At 38.8% G+C, this 18511-nt stretch carries 26 protein-coding genes and 1 other annotated feature; of the genes, 15 read left to right on the forward strand and 11 right to left on the reverse strand.

The genetic code is table 11. The features are described from left to right. Positions 1-101 precede the first annotated feature (101 nt). Positions 102-362, reverse strand: coding sequence for a NifU N-terminal domain-containing protein (locus M3196_RS19150; protein ID WP_251323949.1), 261 nt, complete (start codon positions 360-362; stop codon positions 102-104). Between the two features lie 18 nt (positions 363-380). After that, complete coding sequence (locus tag M3196_RS19155; RefSeq protein ID WP_251323950.1) at positions 381-833, reverse strand: GNAT family N-acetyltransferase; 453 nt, start codon at positions 831-833, stop codon at positions 381-383. Between the two features lie 147 nt (positions 834-980). On the opposite strand from M3196_RS19155, the gene M3196_RS19160 reads away from it, so the two are divergent. Beyond that, positions 981-1568: a GDSL-type esterase/lipase family protein gene (locus tag M3196_RS19160; RefSeq protein WP_251323951.1), complete on the forward strand. Its 588-nt coding sequence runs from the start codon at positions 981-983 to the stop codon at positions 1566-1568. Positions 1569-1588: 20 nt separating this feature from the next. Here the strand turns inward: M3196_RS19160 and M3196_RS22275 are convergent, their stop codons facing one another. From M3196_RS22275 to M3196_RS19175, 3 genes are all read right to left on the reverse strand, one after another. Then, positions 1589-1948: a DUF3813 domain-containing protein gene (locus M3196_RS22275; protein ID WP_425311034.1), complete on the reverse strand. Its 360-nt coding sequence runs from the start codon at positions 1946-1948 to the stop codon at positions 1589-1591. Between the two features lie 2 nt (positions 1949-1950). Continuing rightward, positions 1951-2094 (reverse strand): hypothetical protein, encoded by a 144-nt coding sequence (locus M3196_RS19170; protein ID WP_156774253.1) that lies wholly within the window; start codon positions 2092-2094, stop codon positions 1951-1953. A 137-nt stretch (positions 2095-2231) separates the two neighbouring features. After that, positions 2232-3044, reverse strand: coding sequence for a Cof-type HAD-IIB family hydrolase (locus M3196_RS19175; protein ID WP_251323952.1), 813 nt, complete (start codon positions 3042-3044; stop codon positions 2232-2234). 139 nt (positions 3045-3183) lie between these two features. On the opposite strand from M3196_RS19175, the gene M3196_RS19180 reads away from it, so the two are divergent. Further along, positions 3184-3960 carry a prolyl oligopeptidase family serine peptidase gene (locus M3196_RS19180; protein WP_251323953.1) on the forward strand — a complete coding sequence of 259 codons (777 nt, stop codon included), beginning with the start codon at positions 3184-3186 and terminating at the stop codon, positions 3958-3960. Positions 3961-3963: 3 nt separating this feature from the next. Here the strand turns inward: M3196_RS19180 and M3196_RS19185 are convergent, their stop codons facing one another. Then, a complete protein-coding gene (locus M3196_RS19185) occupies positions 3964-4155 on the reverse strand; it encodes a hypothetical protein (RefSeq protein ID WP_077361738.1) in 192 nt (63 codons plus the stop codon). 103 nt (positions 4156-4258) lie between these two features. Here M3196_RS19185 and M3196_RS19190 point away from each other — a divergent pair, with 103 nt between their 5' ends. Genes M3196_RS19190 through M3196_RS19205 form a run of 4 tightly spaced genes read left to right on the forward strand, consistent with a single transcriptional unit; the run spans position 4259 to position 6745 of the window. Continuing rightward, the gene (locus tag M3196_RS19190; RefSeq protein ID WP_276531447.1) at positions 4259-5578 is read left to right on the forward strand and encodes a molybdopterin molybdotransferase MoeA; all 1320 of its coding nucleotides are present in this window, start codon (positions 4259-4261) and stop codon (positions 5576-5578) included. Then, positions 5518-6057, forward strand: coding sequence for a molybdopterin-guanine dinucleotide biosynthesis protein B (gene mobB, locus M3196_RS19195; protein ID WP_251323954.1), 540 nt, complete (start codon positions 5518-5520; stop codon positions 6055-6057). Before M3196_RS19190 ends, mobB begins: the two co-directional genes overlap by 61 nt. Then, complete coding sequence (locus M3196_RS19200; RefSeq protein ID WP_251323955.1) at positions 6044-6502, forward strand: molybdenum cofactor biosynthesis protein MoaE; 459 nt, start codon at positions 6044-6046, stop codon at positions 6500-6502. The genes mobB and M3196_RS19200 overlap by 14 nt, the downstream gene beginning before the upstream one ends. A gap of 3 nt (positions 6503-6505) precedes the next feature. Further along, the gene (locus M3196_RS19205; RefSeq protein WP_251323956.1) at positions 6506-6745 is read left to right on the forward strand and encodes a MoaD/ThiS family protein; all 240 of its coding nucleotides are present in this window, start codon (positions 6506-6508) and stop codon (positions 6743-6745) included. 21 nt (positions 6746-6766) lie between these two features. On the opposite strand, the gene M3196_RS19210 is transcribed toward M3196_RS19205, so the two are convergent. Next, positions 6767-6913, reverse strand: coding sequence for a hypothetical protein (locus tag M3196_RS19210; RefSeq protein WP_251323957.1), 147 nt, complete (start codon positions 6911-6913; stop codon positions 6767-6769). A gap of 177 nt (positions 6914-7090) precedes the next feature. Here M3196_RS19210 and M3196_RS19215 point away from each other — a divergent pair, with 177 nt between their 5' ends. Both M3196_RS19215 and M3196_RS19220 read left to right on the forward strand, forming a co-directional pair. Continuing rightward, positions 7091-7420, forward strand: coding sequence for a hypothetical protein (locus M3196_RS19215; protein WP_251323958.1), 330 nt, complete (start codon positions 7091-7093; stop codon positions 7418-7420). A 93-nt stretch (positions 7421-7513) separates the two neighbouring features. After that, positions 7514-7693 (forward strand): YjzC family protein, encoded by a 180-nt coding sequence (locus M3196_RS19220; RefSeq protein ID WP_251323959.1) that lies wholly within the window; start codon positions 7514-7516, stop codon positions 7691-7693. Positions 7694-7853: 160 nt separating this feature from the next. Here the strand turns inward: M3196_RS19220 and M3196_RS19225 are convergent, their stop codons facing one another. Continuing rightward, a complete protein-coding gene (locus M3196_RS19225) occupies positions 7854-8033 on the reverse strand; it encodes a YjzD family protein (RefSeq protein WP_251323960.1) in 180 nt (59 codons plus the stop codon). A 415-nt stretch (positions 8034-8448) separates the two neighbouring features. Here M3196_RS19225 and M3196_RS19230 point away from each other — a divergent pair, with 415 nt between their 5' ends. The 3 genes from M3196_RS19230 to M3196_RS19240 all read left to right on the forward strand — a co-directional run bounded on the left by M3196_RS19230 (position 8449) and on the right by M3196_RS19240 (position 10550). After that, positions 8449-9189, forward strand: coding sequence for an alpha/beta hydrolase (locus M3196_RS19230; RefSeq protein WP_251323961.1), 741 nt, complete (start codon positions 8449-8451; stop codon positions 9187-9189). Between the two features lie 116 nt (positions 9190-9305). Then, entirely contained in the window at positions 9306-10202 is an 897-nt protein-coding gene (locus M3196_RS19235) for an NAD-dependent epimerase/dehydratase family protein (protein ID WP_251323962.1), read from the forward strand. A gap of 168 nt (positions 10203-10370) precedes the next feature. Next, positions 10371-10550 carry a ComZ family protein gene (locus M3196_RS19240; protein WP_251323963.1) on the forward strand — a complete coding sequence of 60 codons (180 nt, stop codon included), beginning with the start codon at positions 10371-10373 and terminating at the stop codon, positions 10548-10550. A gap of 41 nt (positions 10551-10591) precedes the next feature. On the opposite strand, the gene M3196_RS19245 is transcribed toward M3196_RS19240, so the two are convergent. After that, positions 10592-10903: a YppG family protein gene (locus M3196_RS19245; protein WP_251323964.1), complete on the reverse strand. Its 312-nt coding sequence runs from the start codon at positions 10901-10903 to the stop codon at positions 10592-10594. 189 nt (positions 10904-11092) lie between these two features. Here M3196_RS19245 and M3196_RS19250 point away from each other — a divergent pair, with 189 nt between their 5' ends. The 3 genes from M3196_RS19250 to M3196_RS19260 all read left to right on the forward strand — a co-directional run bounded on the left by M3196_RS19250 (position 11093) and on the right by M3196_RS19260 (position 14190). Continuing rightward, a complete protein-coding gene (locus tag M3196_RS19250; protein WP_251323965.1) occupies positions 11093-12025 on the forward strand; it encodes a beta-ketoacyl-ACP synthase III in 933 nt (310 codons plus the stop codon). Positions 12026-12066: 41 nt separating this feature from the next. Then, complete coding sequence (gene fabF, locus M3196_RS19255; protein WP_251323966.1) at positions 12067-13305, forward strand: beta-ketoacyl-ACP synthase II; 1239 nt, start codon at positions 12067-12069, stop codon at positions 13303-13305. A 138-nt stretch (positions 13306-13443) separates the two neighbouring features. Further along, a complete protein-coding gene (locus M3196_RS19260; RefSeq protein WP_251323967.1) occupies positions 13444-14190 on the forward strand; it encodes a YjbA family protein in 747 nt (248 codons plus the stop codon). Between the two features lie 372 nt (positions 14191-14562). On the opposite strand, the gene trpS is transcribed toward M3196_RS19260, so the two are convergent. Both trpS and M3196_RS19270 read right to left on the reverse strand, forming a co-directional pair. Continuing rightward, a complete protein-coding gene (gene trpS, locus M3196_RS19265) occupies positions 14563-15552 on the reverse strand; it encodes a tryptophan--tRNA ligase (protein ID WP_251323968.1) in 990 nt (329 codons plus the stop codon). 57 nt (positions 15553-15609) lie between these two features. Beyond that, positions 15610-15858, reverse strand: a binding site (T-box leader). Between the two features lie 27 nt (positions 15859-15885). Beyond that, positions 15886-16257, reverse strand: coding sequence for a DUF3899 domain-containing protein (locus M3196_RS19270; protein WP_251323969.1), 372 nt, complete (start codon positions 16255-16257; stop codon positions 15886-15888). Between the two features lie 429 nt (positions 16258-16686). On the opposite strand from M3196_RS19270, the gene M3196_RS19275 reads away from it, so the two are divergent. Beyond that, a complete protein-coding gene (locus M3196_RS19275) occupies positions 16687-18372 on the forward strand; it encodes a peptide ABC transporter substrate-binding protein (RefSeq protein WP_251323970.1) in 1686 nt (561 codons plus the stop codon). Positions 18373-18511: the final 139 nt, after the last annotated feature.

The raw sequence follows: 18511 nt of genomic DNA on the forward strand, positions 1-18511 counted from the left end.
TACTCGCCCAGCGACACTAATGATTCGTTAAACGTGCGCTATACTCCAAAAAATCAAAAACCAGCCATCATCAAACTTAGGCTGGTTTCGCTTTTTACATATTAAGCATTCTCGTTTAATGCTTTTTCAATTTCAGGCATAAGCTGATTCCAGTCACTGTCGTTTGTTTTATTAACAGTGATAAAGTTTTCAAAGCCGAAAATGGACTCCACACCATCGATTGAAAGAAGTGCTTTTGCAAGCGGTGAATCAGTTTCGTCACCAACTCGGGCAGACAGTCTACCTTCTAAAAACTTTTCTGAAGCATCAAACTTAATTGCGTTTGGGTTTGGTGTAGGCTGGATCGAAAATTCAATAGCCATTATGAACACTCCTTCTTTTTAAAAATTAAATGCGTATCTCTTAGAGATGATATCATGAAAATCAAGCGAGTTATACAAATGCTTCGTTACAGAGTTGTTGATTCCTGTTTCGAGTTCAATTGATTTAATTCCGTCCCGTTCAGCCCAATAGATCAAATGGAGGAGCAGTTTGCGGGCAATCCCTTTATTCCGGTAATCTTCATGTACATAAAGCTCATTGAGCCATAGATAAGGACCGCCAATACGAATGCTGATACCCAAATTAAAAAAGGCAAGTCCGATAATAGAGTCTTCCTCTTGAGCAACAATTATTCCGCTCTTGTCCGGATTTTCCAAAGCAAGCTTAACGCCCGCTAGTGTCCGGGAATGCTCTTCAGGTTCTCCGTCCATAGTGCGCTGCTGGATAAAAAGATGTGCGATCTCTTCGATAATATGGGATTCTGCCTCATTCGTTACACGATATATTTTCATAAAATGCCCCCACAATAATCATAAAACATTCAATAGTTAAACATAACATAACACATTATAACAAATTTATTGGAACTATGACGTTTGATAAATGGAAATTTCTTTCGAATAATTTAAAAACAGATAAATATAAGGAGATGAGTGGGAATGAAGACTCTTGTTTGTTTTGGGGACAGCATCACTTCTAAGGAAAAAAGTGAAGATGGCTCGTTAAGACTAACTTCCCGCCTTAGACAAGAACTGACAGAGTGGGTAGTCATGAATGCTGGTATACCCGCGGAAACAACAAGGGCGGCTCTCGTCAGGCTGCAAGATGATGTGTTAAGACATCAGCCCGACTTTGTAACCATTTTGTTCGGAACTAATGATTCTAGCGATCACAGACTCATTCCTTTAAAAGAGTATGAAAAAAATCTGACGTACATGGTTAACAAAATAGGTGCAAAAAAAGTAATCTTGATCAGTCCGGCACCTGTTTTTGAAGAAGCCCAAAAAGCAAGAACGAATGAAAGAATGAAAACATATGCCAAAACCGTTAAAAAGGTAGCAAAACACGAGGGGACTGCTTACGTACCTTTATTTGAAACACTAAGTGAAAAAGATATAGAACAATATGTAGTAGAGGATGGACTGCATTTTAATAAGAACGGATATGAAGAGTTAAGTGAACTGGTATTAAGAAAAATACATACATTAACCGGCATAACATTCCCGAAAAAACAGCTTTCTCCATAAAAAGAGAAAGCTGTCTGGTGTTATTGAAGTTTATTTTGATCCTGGCCGTCCTCTAAAAGATTTTGTGCATCTTTAAGACTCATACCAGCCGCTTGAGAGAAAGAAGAAGGCTGTCCTGCCTGAGCATTTTGTAAATGATTTGAATGGGAATCAAGTTCCTGCTGAAGTTCAGCAAGCTGAGCGCGTTCAGCATCAGATGAATTCGCCATCGCAGAAGAGATAGCATTTTGTGCCACTTCCCTATCATGACCAGATAGGTTCGTGTGTGTAGTTTGGTTGTTCATCATCTGATTGTTGTTCATCTCATTCGCTGCATTTTGAATTCTTCCTACAGCTTGCTGTACTGCATTTCTTGCTACCTGAAATAATTTATTTGCCATGGTTAAATGCCTCCTAAAGAATTTCTTTCTTCTTTTTCACGCTTACGGTCTTCCTGTTCATTTTTGCTGAAGGCCATTGTTGTTTCCTGGCTAACCATGTCAGCACCTTGTTTTATCGTTCGTTTTGAACGGCTTTTTTTACTCATTTTAAATAACCTCCTTTTCTCCCGTATGATTAGTTTTAACCGTGAGGAGTACATTATGTAAGCAGAAACTGAATATGTTTGGAAAAAGAAATGGAAAAATAAAAACCTCTGGCTAAATCCAGAGGCTTAAAAAATAATCATACGAGGTCAAGTACGTTTTTTAAATAATGTGCAATTCCTTCTTCTTCATTTGTAAGCGTTACATAATTTGCCCGTTCTTTAAGTTCATCGATTGCATTTCCCATTGCCACTCCGTGTCCGGCATATTCAATCATCTCAAAATCATTATCCTCGTCACCGAAAGCAATGATTCTTTCTTGTGGAATGTTATAATACGCTGCGACTTTTTTCAGTCCGTGTGCTTTGTTTATTCCAGCACGAATGACCTCAATGATGTTCCATGGTGCAGCCCAGACTCTTTGATCTATAACCTCCGCGTGTTCTTTTTCCAGCATGGACCTGAGTTCGGCTAAATGATGGTCTTCCGGATGAACAAGGATAGCAGTGGGATCAGCCGTTAATGTTTTTTGTAGATCTCCGATTTGAAGCGGGTTTTCATTCATTAAAAAAGTATTGACGATTACTTCATCGTGCTTTCTTAGATACACATCATCTAACACTTCTACCATGATGTTTTTCACCTTAAAGCTCTCACATGCCTGAATGATTCTTTGCGCTACATCTAGCTCCAAAGGGGAATGATGAATACCGAATGCTGCATCATGGGGATGATGAACAAAGGCCCCATTAAAATTGACAATCGGTGTTTTTAAACCAAGCTCTTCGTAATACATGTTTGATGAGCGGAATGGTCTTCCCGTGGAAATACAAACGTGATGACCTCTTTCGATCAGCTTAAATAAAAGTTCCTTCGTCTTAAGGGGAATCTTTTTATCATCTGTCAATAATGTTCCATCAAGATCAAGTGCAATTAAGTATGGTTGTGTCACAAAAGTACCTGCCTTTTTATTTTGCTTTACTCAAAGTGTATTATTTTCACTTAAAAAAGTCTATTCATACAGATCTTCATTCATGAAAAAAGAACTTGTCTCGTGATAAGATGGAAAAAAAGAGAAAGAGGAGATATAGATGGTTTCGATTCAAAAAGGAACGGTTGAGGATATTCCTTTTTTAATGGCTGAAAAGGAAGAAAACAGAGGAGTTCCGCTACCGCTCTTTATTTTTATACATGGATATACCAGCGCAAAAGAACACAATTTACATTTTGCATATACTTTAGCTGAAAGAGGTCTTCGAGTGATCTTGCCGGATGCTCTTCACCATGGTGAACGTACAACTGCTAATCCGCCTAGAAGTATGGATTACGATTTTTGGAACATTGTTTATCAAGGCATTCAGGATGTTGATACAATTATTAACTGGGCAGATGAAAATACATTTATTTCAAACGATGAGATAGCTGTCGGGGGAACATCGATGGGAGCCATAATTACATATGGATCGCTCGTTAACAATCCTAAAATTAACGCCGGATGTGCTTTAATGGGAACACCGTCTCATGAGGAATTTGCGAGATGGCAGATCGAAAGAATTGAAAAGGCTGGCCATGAACTGCCATTTTCAATAGAAGATATGGAACAGTCATATGCTGAAATCCGTAACTATGACCTTATTCAAAATCAGGATAAATTAAATAACCGTCCTTTATTTATCTGGCATAGTGAAGTTGATACTGTGATTCCATATGAATTTGCAAAACCTTATGTTCAGACCCTTACTGAAAATAACCCAAGATCTGTGTATATGAATGACAAAACGTCGGGACATAAAGTGTCACGTCATGCTTATTTAAATGCAGTTGAATGGATCTCTCAAAATATAAAAGCAAAAAAAGAAACGGTGTAGTAATTACCCCGTTTCTTCCAGTTTTAGGCGATATGTTCTTTTTGGCTGGTACATATGGTCAATTTCATCAATTTGCTTTTGTAAGGAATGCATGATGCGGAGTGTCCAAACACCCTTTTCATTAAATTCTTCTGGGATGTCGGTAATGGTTACTTTATTGCCGCTTCGGTGGTAATATTCATAAGAAACCTTCATTCGATCAACATCCTTTCTGTAATTTAAAAAAATCATAACAAATTTAAAATGAAAAGTAAACTGAAAAATCTTTATTTTCAGAAAATTTATAGGAGGTATCATTTTGCCTGTTACAAAAAGAACACCTATACCTGTATCAGAAGCAGTAAAAAGCATTATGAGCCGCACCTGTGTTTGGGAAACGGAAGAAGTTCCTATAACTGAATGTGATAATCGAATATTAGCAAATCATTTAATAGCATCACATGATGTGCCGCCGTTCGATCGCTCTCCCTATGATGGATTTGCTGTTCATTCTGAAGATACTTTGGACGCATCCGAAAATAGCCCGATTAAACTCCAGGTCATAGAAACAATTGGTGCAGGTCAAGTCGCAGCGAATAAACTTTCAAGCGGAAATGCAATCAGGATCATGACGGGGGCAAAGATCCCTGAAGGTGCGGACGCTGTGATCATGCTGGAACTTGTAAAAGAAATAGATGTTGATGGAAAATCTTTTATCCAAATAAAACGGACGTTAAAGCCGAATGATAATATTTCATTTAAAGGTGAGGATACAAAAGAAGGAACAGTTCTGGCTAAAGCTGGAACGGTAATAACACCCGGTATGATTGCTGTACTAGCAACTTTTGGTCATCATACTGTATCCGTCTTTAAAAAGCCAGTTGTTGGCATTCTTTCCACTGGCACTGAACTGCTGGATGTTAATGAGCCATTGCAGCCAGGGAAAATCAGGAACAGCAATGCGTATATGGTAGCTGCTCAAGTTAAAGCGATGGGAGCTGCGGTTAAATTGTACCAGCATCGGGAAGATAATTTTGATTCTCTATACGAGAACGTATCCGAATGTCTGGCCGATTCTGATATAGTGATTACAACCGGTGGTGTATCAGTTGGGGATTATGACTATCTGCCTGCTATCTATGAAAAGTTAGGTGCAGAAGTCTTATTCAATAAAATAGCCATGAGACCAGGAAGCGTAACAACTGTTGCTGTTCACCAAGGGAAGTGGCTCTTTGGACTGTCTGGAAATCCTTCAGCTTGCTTTGTTGGCTGCGAGCTATTTGTAAGACCAGTTATTTTATCAGGTATGAAGGTGAAAAAACCTCATTGTCAAATACTTAAAGCAGAACTTGGGGCTGACTTCCCAAAACCAAATCCGTTTACTCGATTTGTAAGAGCGGTTTTAACTGAAGGAATTAATATGAATTCGGTAACTCCTGCAGGGCTTGATAAGTCCGGATCGGTTTCATCACTTCTGGCAGCAAATTCACTTATTGTACTGCCGGGTGGAACAAGAGGCTGGGAAAAGGGCAGTGAGGTTGGTGTACTAACGTGGAATGGCGAAGGGAGTGAATGGCCATGGGATTCCCCATTGTTCTCCAAGTCGTCGGCTATCAAAACAGCGGAAAAACAACCGTAATTACTAAATTGCTCGAGCAACTTTCTAAAAGAGGTGTAAAGACGGGTGTTTTAAAACATCATGGACATAACGAAAAACCAGCACTGAACGATTCAGGTAAAGATACTGAAAGTCATAGAAATGCAGGGGCATTTATTACAGGAATTTCTTCTTCAGCGGGCAGTGTATTATCAACAGAACACGAACTCTCACTTGAAAAAGGAATTGAACTATATAAAGTACTCGGTATAGAATGCATTCTAATTGAAGGCTACAAAACGATTCAATATCCTCGAGTTGTACTCTGCCGGGATAAGAAAGACAAAAAATTAATCGAGAACTCAAAAGATACAATAGCAGTAATAAGTATAGAACATATATCCCCCAATCAAAACGCTCCGAACTTTTTACGGGATGAAGAAGATCAATGGGTGGATTACTTATTGGATTACTTAGCAAGACGAGCTGATGAGGAGAGAGCTTATCATGAAACTTTATAATATTACCAGTGAACCAATAAATAACCAGGACGTAATCGATAAAGTGATTCATCATAACTCAGGAGCGGTATCCGTTTTTATTGGAACTGTTCGTGAAATGACTGATGAAAAAAAGACTCGCTATCTGGAATATGAAGCATATGTGCCAATGGCAGAAAAGCAGCTCGAAAAAATAGGTGAGGAGATAAAGGTGAAATGGCCAGATGCCAAAACAGCGATTACTCACCGTATCGGAACACTTCAGATTTCAGATACCGCTGTTACGATAGCTGTTTCAACACCTCATAGACAGGATGCTTTTGAAGCTAGCAGGTATGCGATCGAAAGAATTAAAGAAATCGTACCAATTTGGAAAAAGGAACATTATACAGATGGAGAAGAGTGGGTCGGCAATCAGAAAGGCACAGAAAGCTACCCATTAGGTCATCCTGAGGGGGTTGAGTAATAGATGGTACAAATTTTGCTGTTTGCAAGCCTTGCACAACAAGCAGGTACACAAAAAGTATCACTGGATATAAACGATCCAGTTTCAGTCGAACAGATTAGAAGCAAACTTCAAGTTAAAATAGGAGAGCTTAAAGGACTAGAAACCGCACTTATTGCATTAAATGAAGAATACGTAGGACTAACAGATGAAGTAAAAGACGGGGATACAGTTGCATTTATTCCTCCTGTAAGCGGTGGTTGATTGTAATGTGGAATTTGACGATTATTTTTCGTCAGATTCCTTTTTTTCTTCTATATAACATGAATAACAAAATAACTTACCTGTGCTGTCCATTTCCCCCTGAAAAAAACCATCCATACAATAAAGCTCCCTTTTGCATAAATCACATTGACCAATTAGCTCCTGCATCACTATTTTCTCCTTCTAATTAATCGATTGGATTTTTTAATACGCGGAAAAGCGGATCCTTTTCTCGCAACTCCTTTCTCCATGATTTTCTCAATTCCTTCTTTAATTTGAGAAAAGCCTAGATATTGAACCAACTTCTTTTTCTTTGAATAGGATGGGTTAAAAGGAGGGCGTATTATGTATCCACAACCACATCAATATGGAGGACAAAATCCCATACAATCAGCACTCGGTATAAATAGATCTCCATTTAAAAAAATATATAAATCATGTATGAAAAATAGAAATCAGCATGTACAGCTAATGCTGATCGACGGCATGACGTATACGGGATTTATTGAATACGTAGATCAGCAAAATGTTTATTTCGCTATACCATATGTAGAAAATCAGCCAAGGCAGATGCGAAATGCTGATTCTGAAGCACAATACAGTGTAGCGGGTTATCAGATCTACAGGTGCATGTTTCCGCTTCAGGCTGTTACAGGAGTTTCAGGGGCATTTTAACTAAATAGCTGCTGGAGATAAAACTTTTCTTTTTTTTAGCAAGTGTTATCAAACTTTCCGCGGGTAACCTATAAAAGAAAGGAGGTTCATCAAATGGGGCAGCATAAACACTTTACACACGGTCAAAAAGCGCCTAATAACGGCATTTATGTTGAAATTGGTGAGACAGGAAGCATGGTAAATGACCCTCGGCAAATTCATTTGTCAGCAGGTGACCGCTTTCCGGAAACAACAAACCATAATCGTGTATGGACATATAAAAGAAAACCATAAGGGAAACTTGGCTGATGTAATGTCTTATGCTTCAGTCTTAATGAACATATACATTATTCCTAAACTTGTTTGCAGCGTCGGTCATCAATCATCAATTGACAAGTTATGGTTTATTAAAGTGCCACATAACAAAAACCCGGCATCCCGCCGGGTTTTCATCTTATATCTCTTCGCTTTTTGATGGCAATAATTCACCTAGAACTGATATTACAACTGTAAATACTACTCCGAAGATTGATGCTTTTACAAAATCGAATGTTCCGCCTTGCATAGAAACCAGTACATAAAAAATCATATTACTTAATAATAAAGACCAAATTAACGTCCAAATATAACGCATGCTACATTCACCTCTTTATGCAAACGAATTCTTTACCCTTCTGTATAGTAACAAAAGATGACTCAAAGGAAAAGATTCTTTATTAATTTTTATAGCGAGTAATGAAAGAAATATCAAAAATTTTCATAAAATGTTCAAGCTTAACAGGATTGTGTGTCTAAATAAAGAAACAAATACATAAACCATCACTAAGATCACTTTGAACTTTTTATTGAGGAGGGTTAAACGTGGATCAAAAGTGGGAGGAACTTAAGGCGTTGGAGGAACAAGACGAGAAAAATCTTACCACGGAAGGCAAAGAGACTCTTGAACAGCTGAAAAAAGAACTCAATTCTTAAAACTTAGGCTGATAACTTTGGCTAAAATTTTTCCTTTGCATACATTAGTTAAGAAAAGCTAATGCGAGGGGAGAAATGTGAGTATCGATAAACGCACTTTCCAAATAGACAACCAATGGAATATCATCCATCTGCCGCAGCGGCCGAATGGTTTTGCCGTCATGATCATCGGAGACTGCAGCCATTACGTTGACGCTTATACCAGTCTTTGGAAACAGAGCACAGAACGCGCCCATCTAATTCAATCCCTCAAAGAACAAGGCTATACCATCTTCTATTCGAACCTTTACGGACGGCATTGGGGAAGTCCACAAGCTGTAACGCTTGCAAAAAGACTGTATCACTATGTTATGAAGCATGAAATCTTAAATCCAAACATACATCTTATCGCAGAAGGTATGGGAACTTTAGTAGCACTGCGCTTGATGGAAGAAATGGAATCTCAAATACGCTCTGCTCTTTTTATTAATCCTTGTATTGATTTAAAGCATCACTTTAATCATGAAAGACAAAACAGGCTGTTCTTTAAAAGACTGGTGCGGGAGATTGGTTCAGCCTACCACGTAGAAGAAATGGAAGTCCCGTTTCTAATCGATCGCTTCTTTGAGACAAAAGATTTAAAAGCGAAGACACCAGTGAAAATATGGCATGCAGCAAGAGGGGTATCCTTTAATTTTAGGGATCACAGCCGCCCATATGAAAAAAGAAGGCTTGAGATTAACGCTCCCATATCTCTTCTGATCCAGGTTCCGGAAAACACCTTCAATCCAGCAAGGGCATTCAGGGAATTCTTTAGAGAAAATGAAAAAGTGATATGACCTCATTGTGATCCATAAAAATCGCAATGGGGTTTTTATGTGCAAAAAAGTATCGTATTCTCTCCTTTATTCCCATAGGATAATAATAAGAGAAAAATGAAACTGGAGGCTCATACATGAAAAAGGCAATTGTTACAGGAGCAGCAGGGTTTATCGGTTTTCATTTGTGCAGCCGGTTGTTGGATGAAGAAGTTGATGTGGTTGGAATTGATAGGGCAGAGTCACCAGACCGGATCGATTATATAGCCCGTCATGCAGGGTTTAAATATCTTCCTTACGGTATAGACGAAGCAGATCTGCAGCCGCACACAAAAGATTGCGATGTTATTTTCCACCTCGCTTGTTCAATAAAACCAACAGCACCATGGGCGAATATAGAAGATGAAGTACAAAGGCATGTTTCAATGTTGAAAAAGGTCGCTTCCTTTGCTAATCAGCAAACGAAGCTGATACATGTATCTTCTTATGATGTCTATGGAAAAAGACAAGGAGAGGTTTTAGAGAATTCTCCCAAAAATCCTGAATCACTATTTGGTCTAATTAAATTAACTGAGGAAAATATGATAAAACAGTTAGCAGAACAGAATGACTTCCCTTTTGTCATCATGCGGCTTCCGACTGTATACGGACCAGGGCAGCCTGAGCACCATACGTATCAGCAGGTAATATCTATAGAAGACCAAAAACAAGACTCAATTTTAAAAGACTCCGTTACTGAGGATGTATTATTTGTAGAAGATGCTGCAGAAGCTCTTTTTTTAGCTGGGAAATCATCAGCCAAGAATGAAATATATAATATTACAAGCGGAAAACAAAACCATTGGCTTGAAGGGCTGACCGAATTAAAAGCGGATAAACTATCCTTTACTGAGAAAAGAAAAATGCGCATTAAAGGTGAAAAAGCAGAATTAGAGTTAGGATTCCGTGCTAAGACTAAGATTAAAGAAGGGATCCAAAAACAGATCATGCATTTTAAAAATAAGAAATCGAAGCCTAAATCGAATGAAATTTAAATTTCAAGGGTGAATCATGACGCATCTGATGCAGGTTCACCTCTTTTTTAATTTGAAATTCGAGAGAATAAGAAAAAGTTTCTCCTCAACCGTTTTTTCTTTATAATAGATAAGGGTTTTAATTTAGAAAATGCCCATTTTACATAAGTAGAGGAGGCTAACTTAAAAATGAACAACGAACTTAACATGAAATTTATGCAGATCGCGATGTCTCATCTTCCTGAAGCGAAAGCTTTTTTAGAGAAAAAAGGGATTGAGCTCGGAATGGAAGACATACAGCCTATGCTTCAGCTTTTAATGAACGTTATGAATGATGCATATGAGCTTGGAAAAGAAGAGAACATATAATAGAAGCAAGCAAAAAGCCAACCTGAGCGGGTTGGCTTTTTTTACTTCTTCTTAAACGCAGAGAAGATTGGTGATATCTGTTGTGCTACTTTTACAGATTGATCGATAACGGCAAAAATCTTATTGTAATCCAGGGATCCTTCCTGCGTTCTAAAGGAATGTAAAAATGGGCGCGGCGGTAATGGCTGCTGAAACGGTACAGGCATTCCTCTAAATCCATGTCCGCCAAAACCTTGAGGAGGGATGCCTTGCTGCATGTGATGATGCTGCTGGTGCTGGCCATGACCCATCGGAAAACGTCCAGGAAACTGCGGAGGATACATGTGCTGCTGTTGATGTTGAGGATTGTGCATTTTGAACCACTCCTAATATCAATTTCACCAAACTTGCATTTTTCTTCATTACAGGATATGCCCTAAGCCCTGTATTGGTGAAAGAAAACAACTTTAACTAGACAAATTGCTGGAATTAACATAAAATTAGTACCAGGTCATAATATTTGATATTAAATTATTTAAAACTATAGCCAAAGGGGTAATGTTATGAATGCAGGAATCATAGGGATGGGCAGTTATATCCCGGAAAAAATTCTGGCGAACTCCGACCTTGAAAAAATGGTAGATACAAGTGACGAGTGGATTAGAACTCGTACAGGAATCGTAGAACGCAGAATAGCAGAAGAATCTGTGAAAACTTCTCATATGGCAAGACATGCTGCAGAAGAAGCATTGCAGGATGCAGGAGTTAAAGCTGAAGAGATTGATATGATCGTCGTAGCAACGGTTACACCTGATAATCCCTTTCCATCAGTTGCCTGTCAGCTTCAGGATTATTTAGGAGCAAAAAATGCTGTAGCTATGGATGTTAGTGCTGCATGTGCAGGATTTATTTACGGACTTGTTGTTGCAAAACAATTTATTGAAACGGGAACATATAAGAATGTATTAGTAATAGGGGCTGAAAAGCTATCCAAAATTACAGACTGGAAAGATAGAAATACTGCTGTATTGTTTGGTGATGGTGCTGGTGCAGCCGTAATGTCAGCAGTAAGCGAAGGAAGAGGAATCCTTTCATTTGAACTTGGTTCTGACGGAACTGGCGCTAAACATCTTTATCAAAATGAATTTATCCATATGAACGGCCGTGAAGTTTTTAAATTTGCAGTCAGACAAATGGGAGAAACGTCTTTAAATGTGGTTCATAAAGCAGGATTAACGAAGGAAGATGTTGACTTCTTGATCCCGCATCAGGCAAATATAAGAATCATGGAAGCTTCCAGAGAAAGACTGGAACTCCCGAAAGATAAAATGATCATGACCATTGACAGATTCGGCAATACATCATCTGCCTCAATCCCGATGGCATTAAAAGAAGCACTAAAAGATGGTAAAATAAAAGAAGATCATACAATCGTACTTGTTGGTTTTGGCGGAGGATTGACCTGGGGTGCTGTTGCACTTCGCTGGGGCAGATAATCTGAGTCTAACAATGTTGCATAAAGGAGAGTAGGTTTACAATGAAAAGAAGAGTAGTCGTAACTGGTTTAGGAGCCGTAACTCCTCTTGGAAATAGTGTAGAAGAAACATGGAAAAAGATTGTTGAAGGACAAAGCGGGGTAGGACCGCTTACTAGAAGAAATGCTGAAAAGTTTCCGGTAAAAGTAGCAGCGGAAGCTACAGACTTTGATCCAACTGAATTTATGGATAAGCGTGACGCACGCCGAATGGACCGTTTTACCCAATTTGCGGTTGCTGCATCACTTATGGCCGTAAAGGATGCTAATCTGGAGATCACAGAAGACATCGCACCTCGCGTTGGGGTATGGATCGGTTCTGGTATCGGCGGAATGGATACACATGAAGAGCAGTTTCGTATTTTTGAAGAAAAGGGTGTAAGACGTGTAAGTCCTTTCTTTGTTCCTATGATGATTCCTGATATGGCATCTGGCCAAGTTTCTATCACAATTGGAGCAAGAGGAATGAATTCATGTACGGTAACTGCATGTGCTTCTGGCGCAAACTCTATTGGAGATGCATTCAAGGTTATTCAGCGTGGTGATGCTGACGTTATGGTAACAGGCGGGACAGAAGCACCTATAACAGATATGGCGCTAGCTGGTTTCTGTCAGGCGGGTGCTTTATCAACAAATCCAGATCCAAATACAGCAAGCCGTCCATTTGATAAGAACCGCAGCGGTTTCATTATTGGGGAAGGCGCTGGGATTTTAATTCTTGAAGAATACGAATTTGCGAAAAAACGCGGTGCTAAAATCTATGCTGAGATCGTTGGTTATGGTGCAACAGGCGATGCTTACCATATCACACAGCCGGCTCCTGGGGGAGAAGGTGGTGCTCGAGCAATGAGACAGGCTGTTGAGGACAGCGGTCTTGCTCTTGAAGACATTTCTTACATTAATGCACATGGAACAAGCACGGACTTTAATGATAAGTTCGAGACATTAGCAATTAAAGCGGTGTTCAACGATCACGCTTATAAGATTCCTGTAAGCTCAACAAAATCAATGACAGGACATCTGTTAGGTGCTGCTGGAGGAATTGAGGCGATCTTCTCTGTAAAAGCAATTCAAGAAGGAATTCTGCCTCCTACAATCAATTACGAAACACCTGATGAAGAGTGTGATCTTGATTATGTACCTAATAAAGCCAGAACTGCAGAAGTGAAAGCTGTACTAAGCAATTCATTAGGTTTTGGCGGTCATAATGCATCACTAGTATTTAAAAAAATAGAAGAATAACGTATGCTGACCCCGTTTCCCGCAAGGAATCGGGGTTCTATTTTTCATAAACGTTAATTCCCTTATTTTAGAATAAAAAGGACAACCTCTGACTATACTGATTTTAAATACAAATCGGTAAAAAAGTGAGGGGTACAAATGTTATACTTGCGTGATGTTTGGGTCAACTGGTTTGAAGGAGAGGAGAATGGCTATAACGTTTGTGAGTTTCATGAATGGCGAAAAGATGACTACATAGAGCTGTTGGATCAAGTACCCATTATTAAAATTGAATCGACACTGTTTCACTACATTGAGAATGATTTAAACGACCTTCCAGATGCTTTATTAGAAGAAGTTCATCAAAAAGCATATGTAAGAAAAAATAACCAGCGCGTACAGCTGGAGCATTGTTTTATTATTACAGATGAGAAAAAATCGCTGATTGTAGATACGATGGGTTATAGAATTCCGATCAGAAAAAGCAGACTCATTCCAAGACAGGAACAGCTCGTGTTTGAGATGGCTGAACAAACAGAAACAAAAGTCTACGCGTTCAGCGCAAAACAAATGAGTAAAGAATACCACATTTTGTCACCGAATCCTGACAGCATGAGAGGCCTGACACGTAAAGAAAGACAGTTAAAACAGCTGCTCTTCATGGCTCTTGATCAATTGCATTCGACAAAAAATGTAGCCGAAATGAGATATTGGTGTACAGAATGGATGCCAGAACAATACGGAAAAATTCAGCGAATGAATTTTGATGAAGCATGGGAAGCTTTATATTGTGAGTTAAAGAGCGGCTGGTCGAAGCAGCATTTAGATATGTGTGAAAGGTTAGTAAAAGGACAGCCATACTTTGAAAAAATCTGGGAACTCGAAAACGGAACTCATGTAAATTAAAAAAACCAGCGGATTTTAGATTCCGCTGGTTTTTATAGTCTATTTTCGCAAACTTTGCTATAGAAGTGGTTGATTTCCGTTCCAGGATGCTCGCTTTCCGCGGGGGGTAAGGTGAGCTGCGGTGAAAGATATATGAAGTGCTGCTCCTGCGTCTATAGGAAAATTCTGCCGAAGTGTGCTTCCTCGTCGCATGCCTTGCGAGAAGAATACTCAGGTAGCTGGCACGCTGCTCCCGCAGGAGTCTCGCACCTTGCGCTCCAATCAACTTGTCAATGAAGATTCTAAACAAAAAACAAATCAACAGAAAAATTCTTTAGAAACGCGCTTTCTAAATCACAAAGCTGACTACAAGATTCTCTCCTTATAAATAAATTAAATGCGTTTGCGGGCTAATCCCATAGCACGTTCAGCTTTATTTAATGTTTTGTTCGCAACACGGTTTGCTTTTTCTGCACCTCGGTCGAGGATGTCATCTAGCTCAGAGGACTCAACATACTCCTGATAACGTTCCTGGATAGGCTTTAACGTATGGATAATTACGTCTGCAACATCTTGCTTAAATTCGCCGTAGCCTTTACCTTCATATTTCTCAACTAACGATGAGATGGACTCTCCTGAAAGTTGGGAGTAAATCGTAAGTAAGTTAGAAATACCCGGCTTATTCTCCTTATCATAAGCAACGATTCCATCAGAATCTGTAGTTGCTCGCTTGATTTTTTTCAAGATAACAGACTCATCATCCAGCATAGAAATGAAAGCATTCTGGTTCGGATCTGACTTGCTCATCTTTTTCTCAGGGTCCACAAGCGACATGATTCTGGCACCTTCTGAAGCGATTCTTGGCTCAGGAATAACAAAGACTTCCCGATATTTCTTATTGAAGCGCTCTGCGATATCACGTGTGAGCTCTAAATGCTGTTTTTGATCATCTCCAACTGGTACGATGCCTGTGTTATACAAAAGAATATCAGCCGCCATTAATGGGGGATAGGTTAAAAGTCCAGCTGAGACAGCTTCTTTACCAGACGATTTGTCTTTAAACTGTGTCATGCGTTCAAGTTCACCGATATATGTGACACATTGCATCATCCATCCCATCTTTGTATGCGCTGGAACTTCCGATTGAATAAAAATGGTAGATTTTTCAGGATCGATTCCTGCTGCGAGATAGAGAGCAGCTAAATTTCTGCTGTTTCTTTTTAACTCAGCTGGATCTTGTGCTACAGTAATCGCGTGCTGATTAACTACGCAAAAGTAACATTCGTGTTCATGTTGAAGCTCGACAAAATGCCTCATTGCTCCAATATAGTTGCCGATGGTTAAGTTACCGCTCGGCTGTATGCCTGAAAAGATTACAGACATGATTCATCTCTCCTTTACTTTTGAAATCAATATAAAAAGGCCCACTCGTCGCCTTATGCAAGGGACGAATGGACCGCGGTGCCACCCTTATAATTCTCAAATAAAATGAAAATCACTCAAATACGTACAGGATATACCGATACGCTGTCCATTTATATCGTGCGGACATATACACGTCTGAGCCTACTAGTAGGTTCGGTCAGAATGCTCAAAAGCCCATTCCATCATGATCCACTGTCTGTTTTCACCAGCCACAGACTCTCTGAAAGTTTTTCATCATGTACTCTTCTTCATCATCGCATTAGTCTTTTATTTTTTAGTAGTATACACAAATTACAAAATATATGCAACGGCGATTGAAAGAAATGTTAGAAATAATCCGCTGTACAAGAACGATTTCATATAAGAAACGTTTACACGTTCAGATAAATGAAAGTTGGTTTTAAAGGATATTTCATCGTGAATGTCAGGCGTTCTGGTTAAAGCTTTTGCTACTTTTTTAAAACTGTATGAAAAAAAGTCAAAAAACCCGCCTTTCACTACATATAAAGCAATACCGATCAATGCAATAGAAACTGCAAAGTAAAAAAGAGTATTTACGTATTTTTCAAGGGTAAAAGGTCCAGTTGAAACCAGTGCTAGGATAAAAGCAATAATAACAGGAAACATTGAAATAACTAGAATACTTTTTATATTTGATTTCATTCATTAAGCCTCCAAGTAGTAAAAAATACACCATAAACATCTAAAAATGTACCACGAAATTCAAAATATGCCGTCAGACTATACTCCCATTGTAACAAATGAAATATAAACTTGACGAATTATAATTCAAAACGAGGCTTCGTCTATCTACACAGGAAATCGAGAATGTAATATTTATGCTAGTTTACATATAATTTTGGTAAAATTTGTAGAATTATCAGAAAATAGAAGCTTACACATTATAGGTCTTTATACCTATTTTTTGTTAAGGAAAAGTAAATATCATGGGCTTTTTGTAAAACTCTTAAAAAAAATAATTCCACAATTGTTTGAAAACTTGTATAATCGAACTTGTAGAAGAAATGTCTGATAATTCTTGAGACTTTCGTCTGCTAACAAATTAACAGGATAAAAAGGGGAGGTCGACTCATGAAGAAGTCAAAATGGTCATTGCTTCTTACGCTAGTTCTTGTTCTTAGCATGTTCTTAGCTGCTTGTAGTGGCGGAGACAAAAAAGACAACAAAGCTGGCGAAGGAGACAACGACAGTAAAGATCCAGCAACAGAAAAACCAGCTGAGCCGCAAGTACTTAACATCCTTGATGGAGAAGAAATTCCTTCAATGGACTCTTCACAAGCAACAGACGCGGTATCATTCGAAGTAATGAACAACGTAATGGAAGGTTTATACCGTCTTGATAAAGACAACAAACCTACTCCAGGTGTTGCTGAAAAGCACGATCTAAGTGAAGATGGAACAGTTTATACTTTCCACTTAAATCCAAACGCTAAATGGAGCGATGGATCTAAAGTAACTGCTAATGACTTTGTATATGCATGGAGAAAAGCATTACACCCAGACACTCTTTCTGAGTATGCTTACATCATGGGACCTGTAAAGAACGCTAACGCGATCCAAACTGATGGTGACCCATTATTCGGTAAAGTAGAAGAGCTAGGTGTTAAAGCTGTTGATGAATCAACTCTAGAAGTAACTCTTGAAGCTCCAGCTCCTTATTTCTTAGGACTTACTGGATTCGCAACTTTCTATCCGCAAAAAGAAGAGTTTGTTAAGAAGCAAGCAGACAAATATGCTTTAGAAGCTAACACACTTTTATACAACGGTCCTTTCGTACTTAACGAGTGGAAACACAACGAAGGATGGCAGTACAAGAAAAACGATAACTACTGGGATAAAGACAACGTGAAGTTAGACGAAATTAACGTAAAAATCGTTAAAGACGTTGCAACTAGCGTAAACCTGTATGAAACTGGTCAAACAGATATCACTGGTTTAAGCATGGAGTATGTTGACCAATACAAAGATCACGAAGATCTTTACACTCGTGGAGAAGCTTCAGTATTCTTCCTGCGTTTAAACCAAAAAACAGAAGCTCTTAAGAACGCTAACATCCGTAAAGCGATCGACATGGCATATGACAAGCAATCAATGGTAGATGTACTTCTTAATAACGGATCTACACCTGCTTACTACCTAGTACCAGGTGACTTCACTCCAGGTCCAGACGGAGAAGACTTCCGTAAAACAAATGGCAACTTCGGTGGCTATGATTTAGAAAAAGCTAAAGAACTTTGGGCTGCTGGTCTAAAAGAACTCGGCAAAGAGTCTCTAGAACTTGAGCTATTGAACTACGATTCTGATGGCGCTAAGAAAATGGGTGAGTTCTTCAAGAACCAACTTGAAAAGAACCTTCCTGGAATCAAAGTTAGCATTAAAGCACAACCATTTAAGCAAAAGCTAGAACTTGAATCTAAAGGTGAGTATGACTTCTCATATGCTGGTTGGGGTCCTGACTACCAAGATCCAATGACGTTCCTAGATATGTTCGTAACTGATGGAGCTCATAACCAAATGGGATACTCTAACCCTGATTATGACAAGTTAATCAACGATGCTAAGAAAGAAACAGATCAACAGAAGCGTTGGGAAATGATGCTTGAAGCTGAGAAAGTTCTTTTCGAAGACCAAGCGATCTCTCCATTATACCAACGTGGTGTAACTGGCCTTCAAAAGCCATATGTAAAAGACTTAGCTCATCACTTATTCGGAGCTGATGTTTCTTACAAGTGGGCTTACATTGAAGGGAAACAATAATATCTATTGAAAAATAGTAAATAGTTTTTCTCAGGAGAGTACATGTGTTCCTGACATGTACTCTCTTTTTTGCCTTGTAAACGATTATTTAAATGATTTATTTGAATGATTTATTTGAAAATGAAAGAAATCAGAAAAT

It is taken from the genome of Fictibacillus nanhaiensis (assembly GCF_023715445.1).
Taxonomy (GTDB): Bacteria; Bacillota; Bacilli; order Bacillales; family Fictibacillaceae; genus Fictibacillus; species Fictibacillus nanhaiensis_D.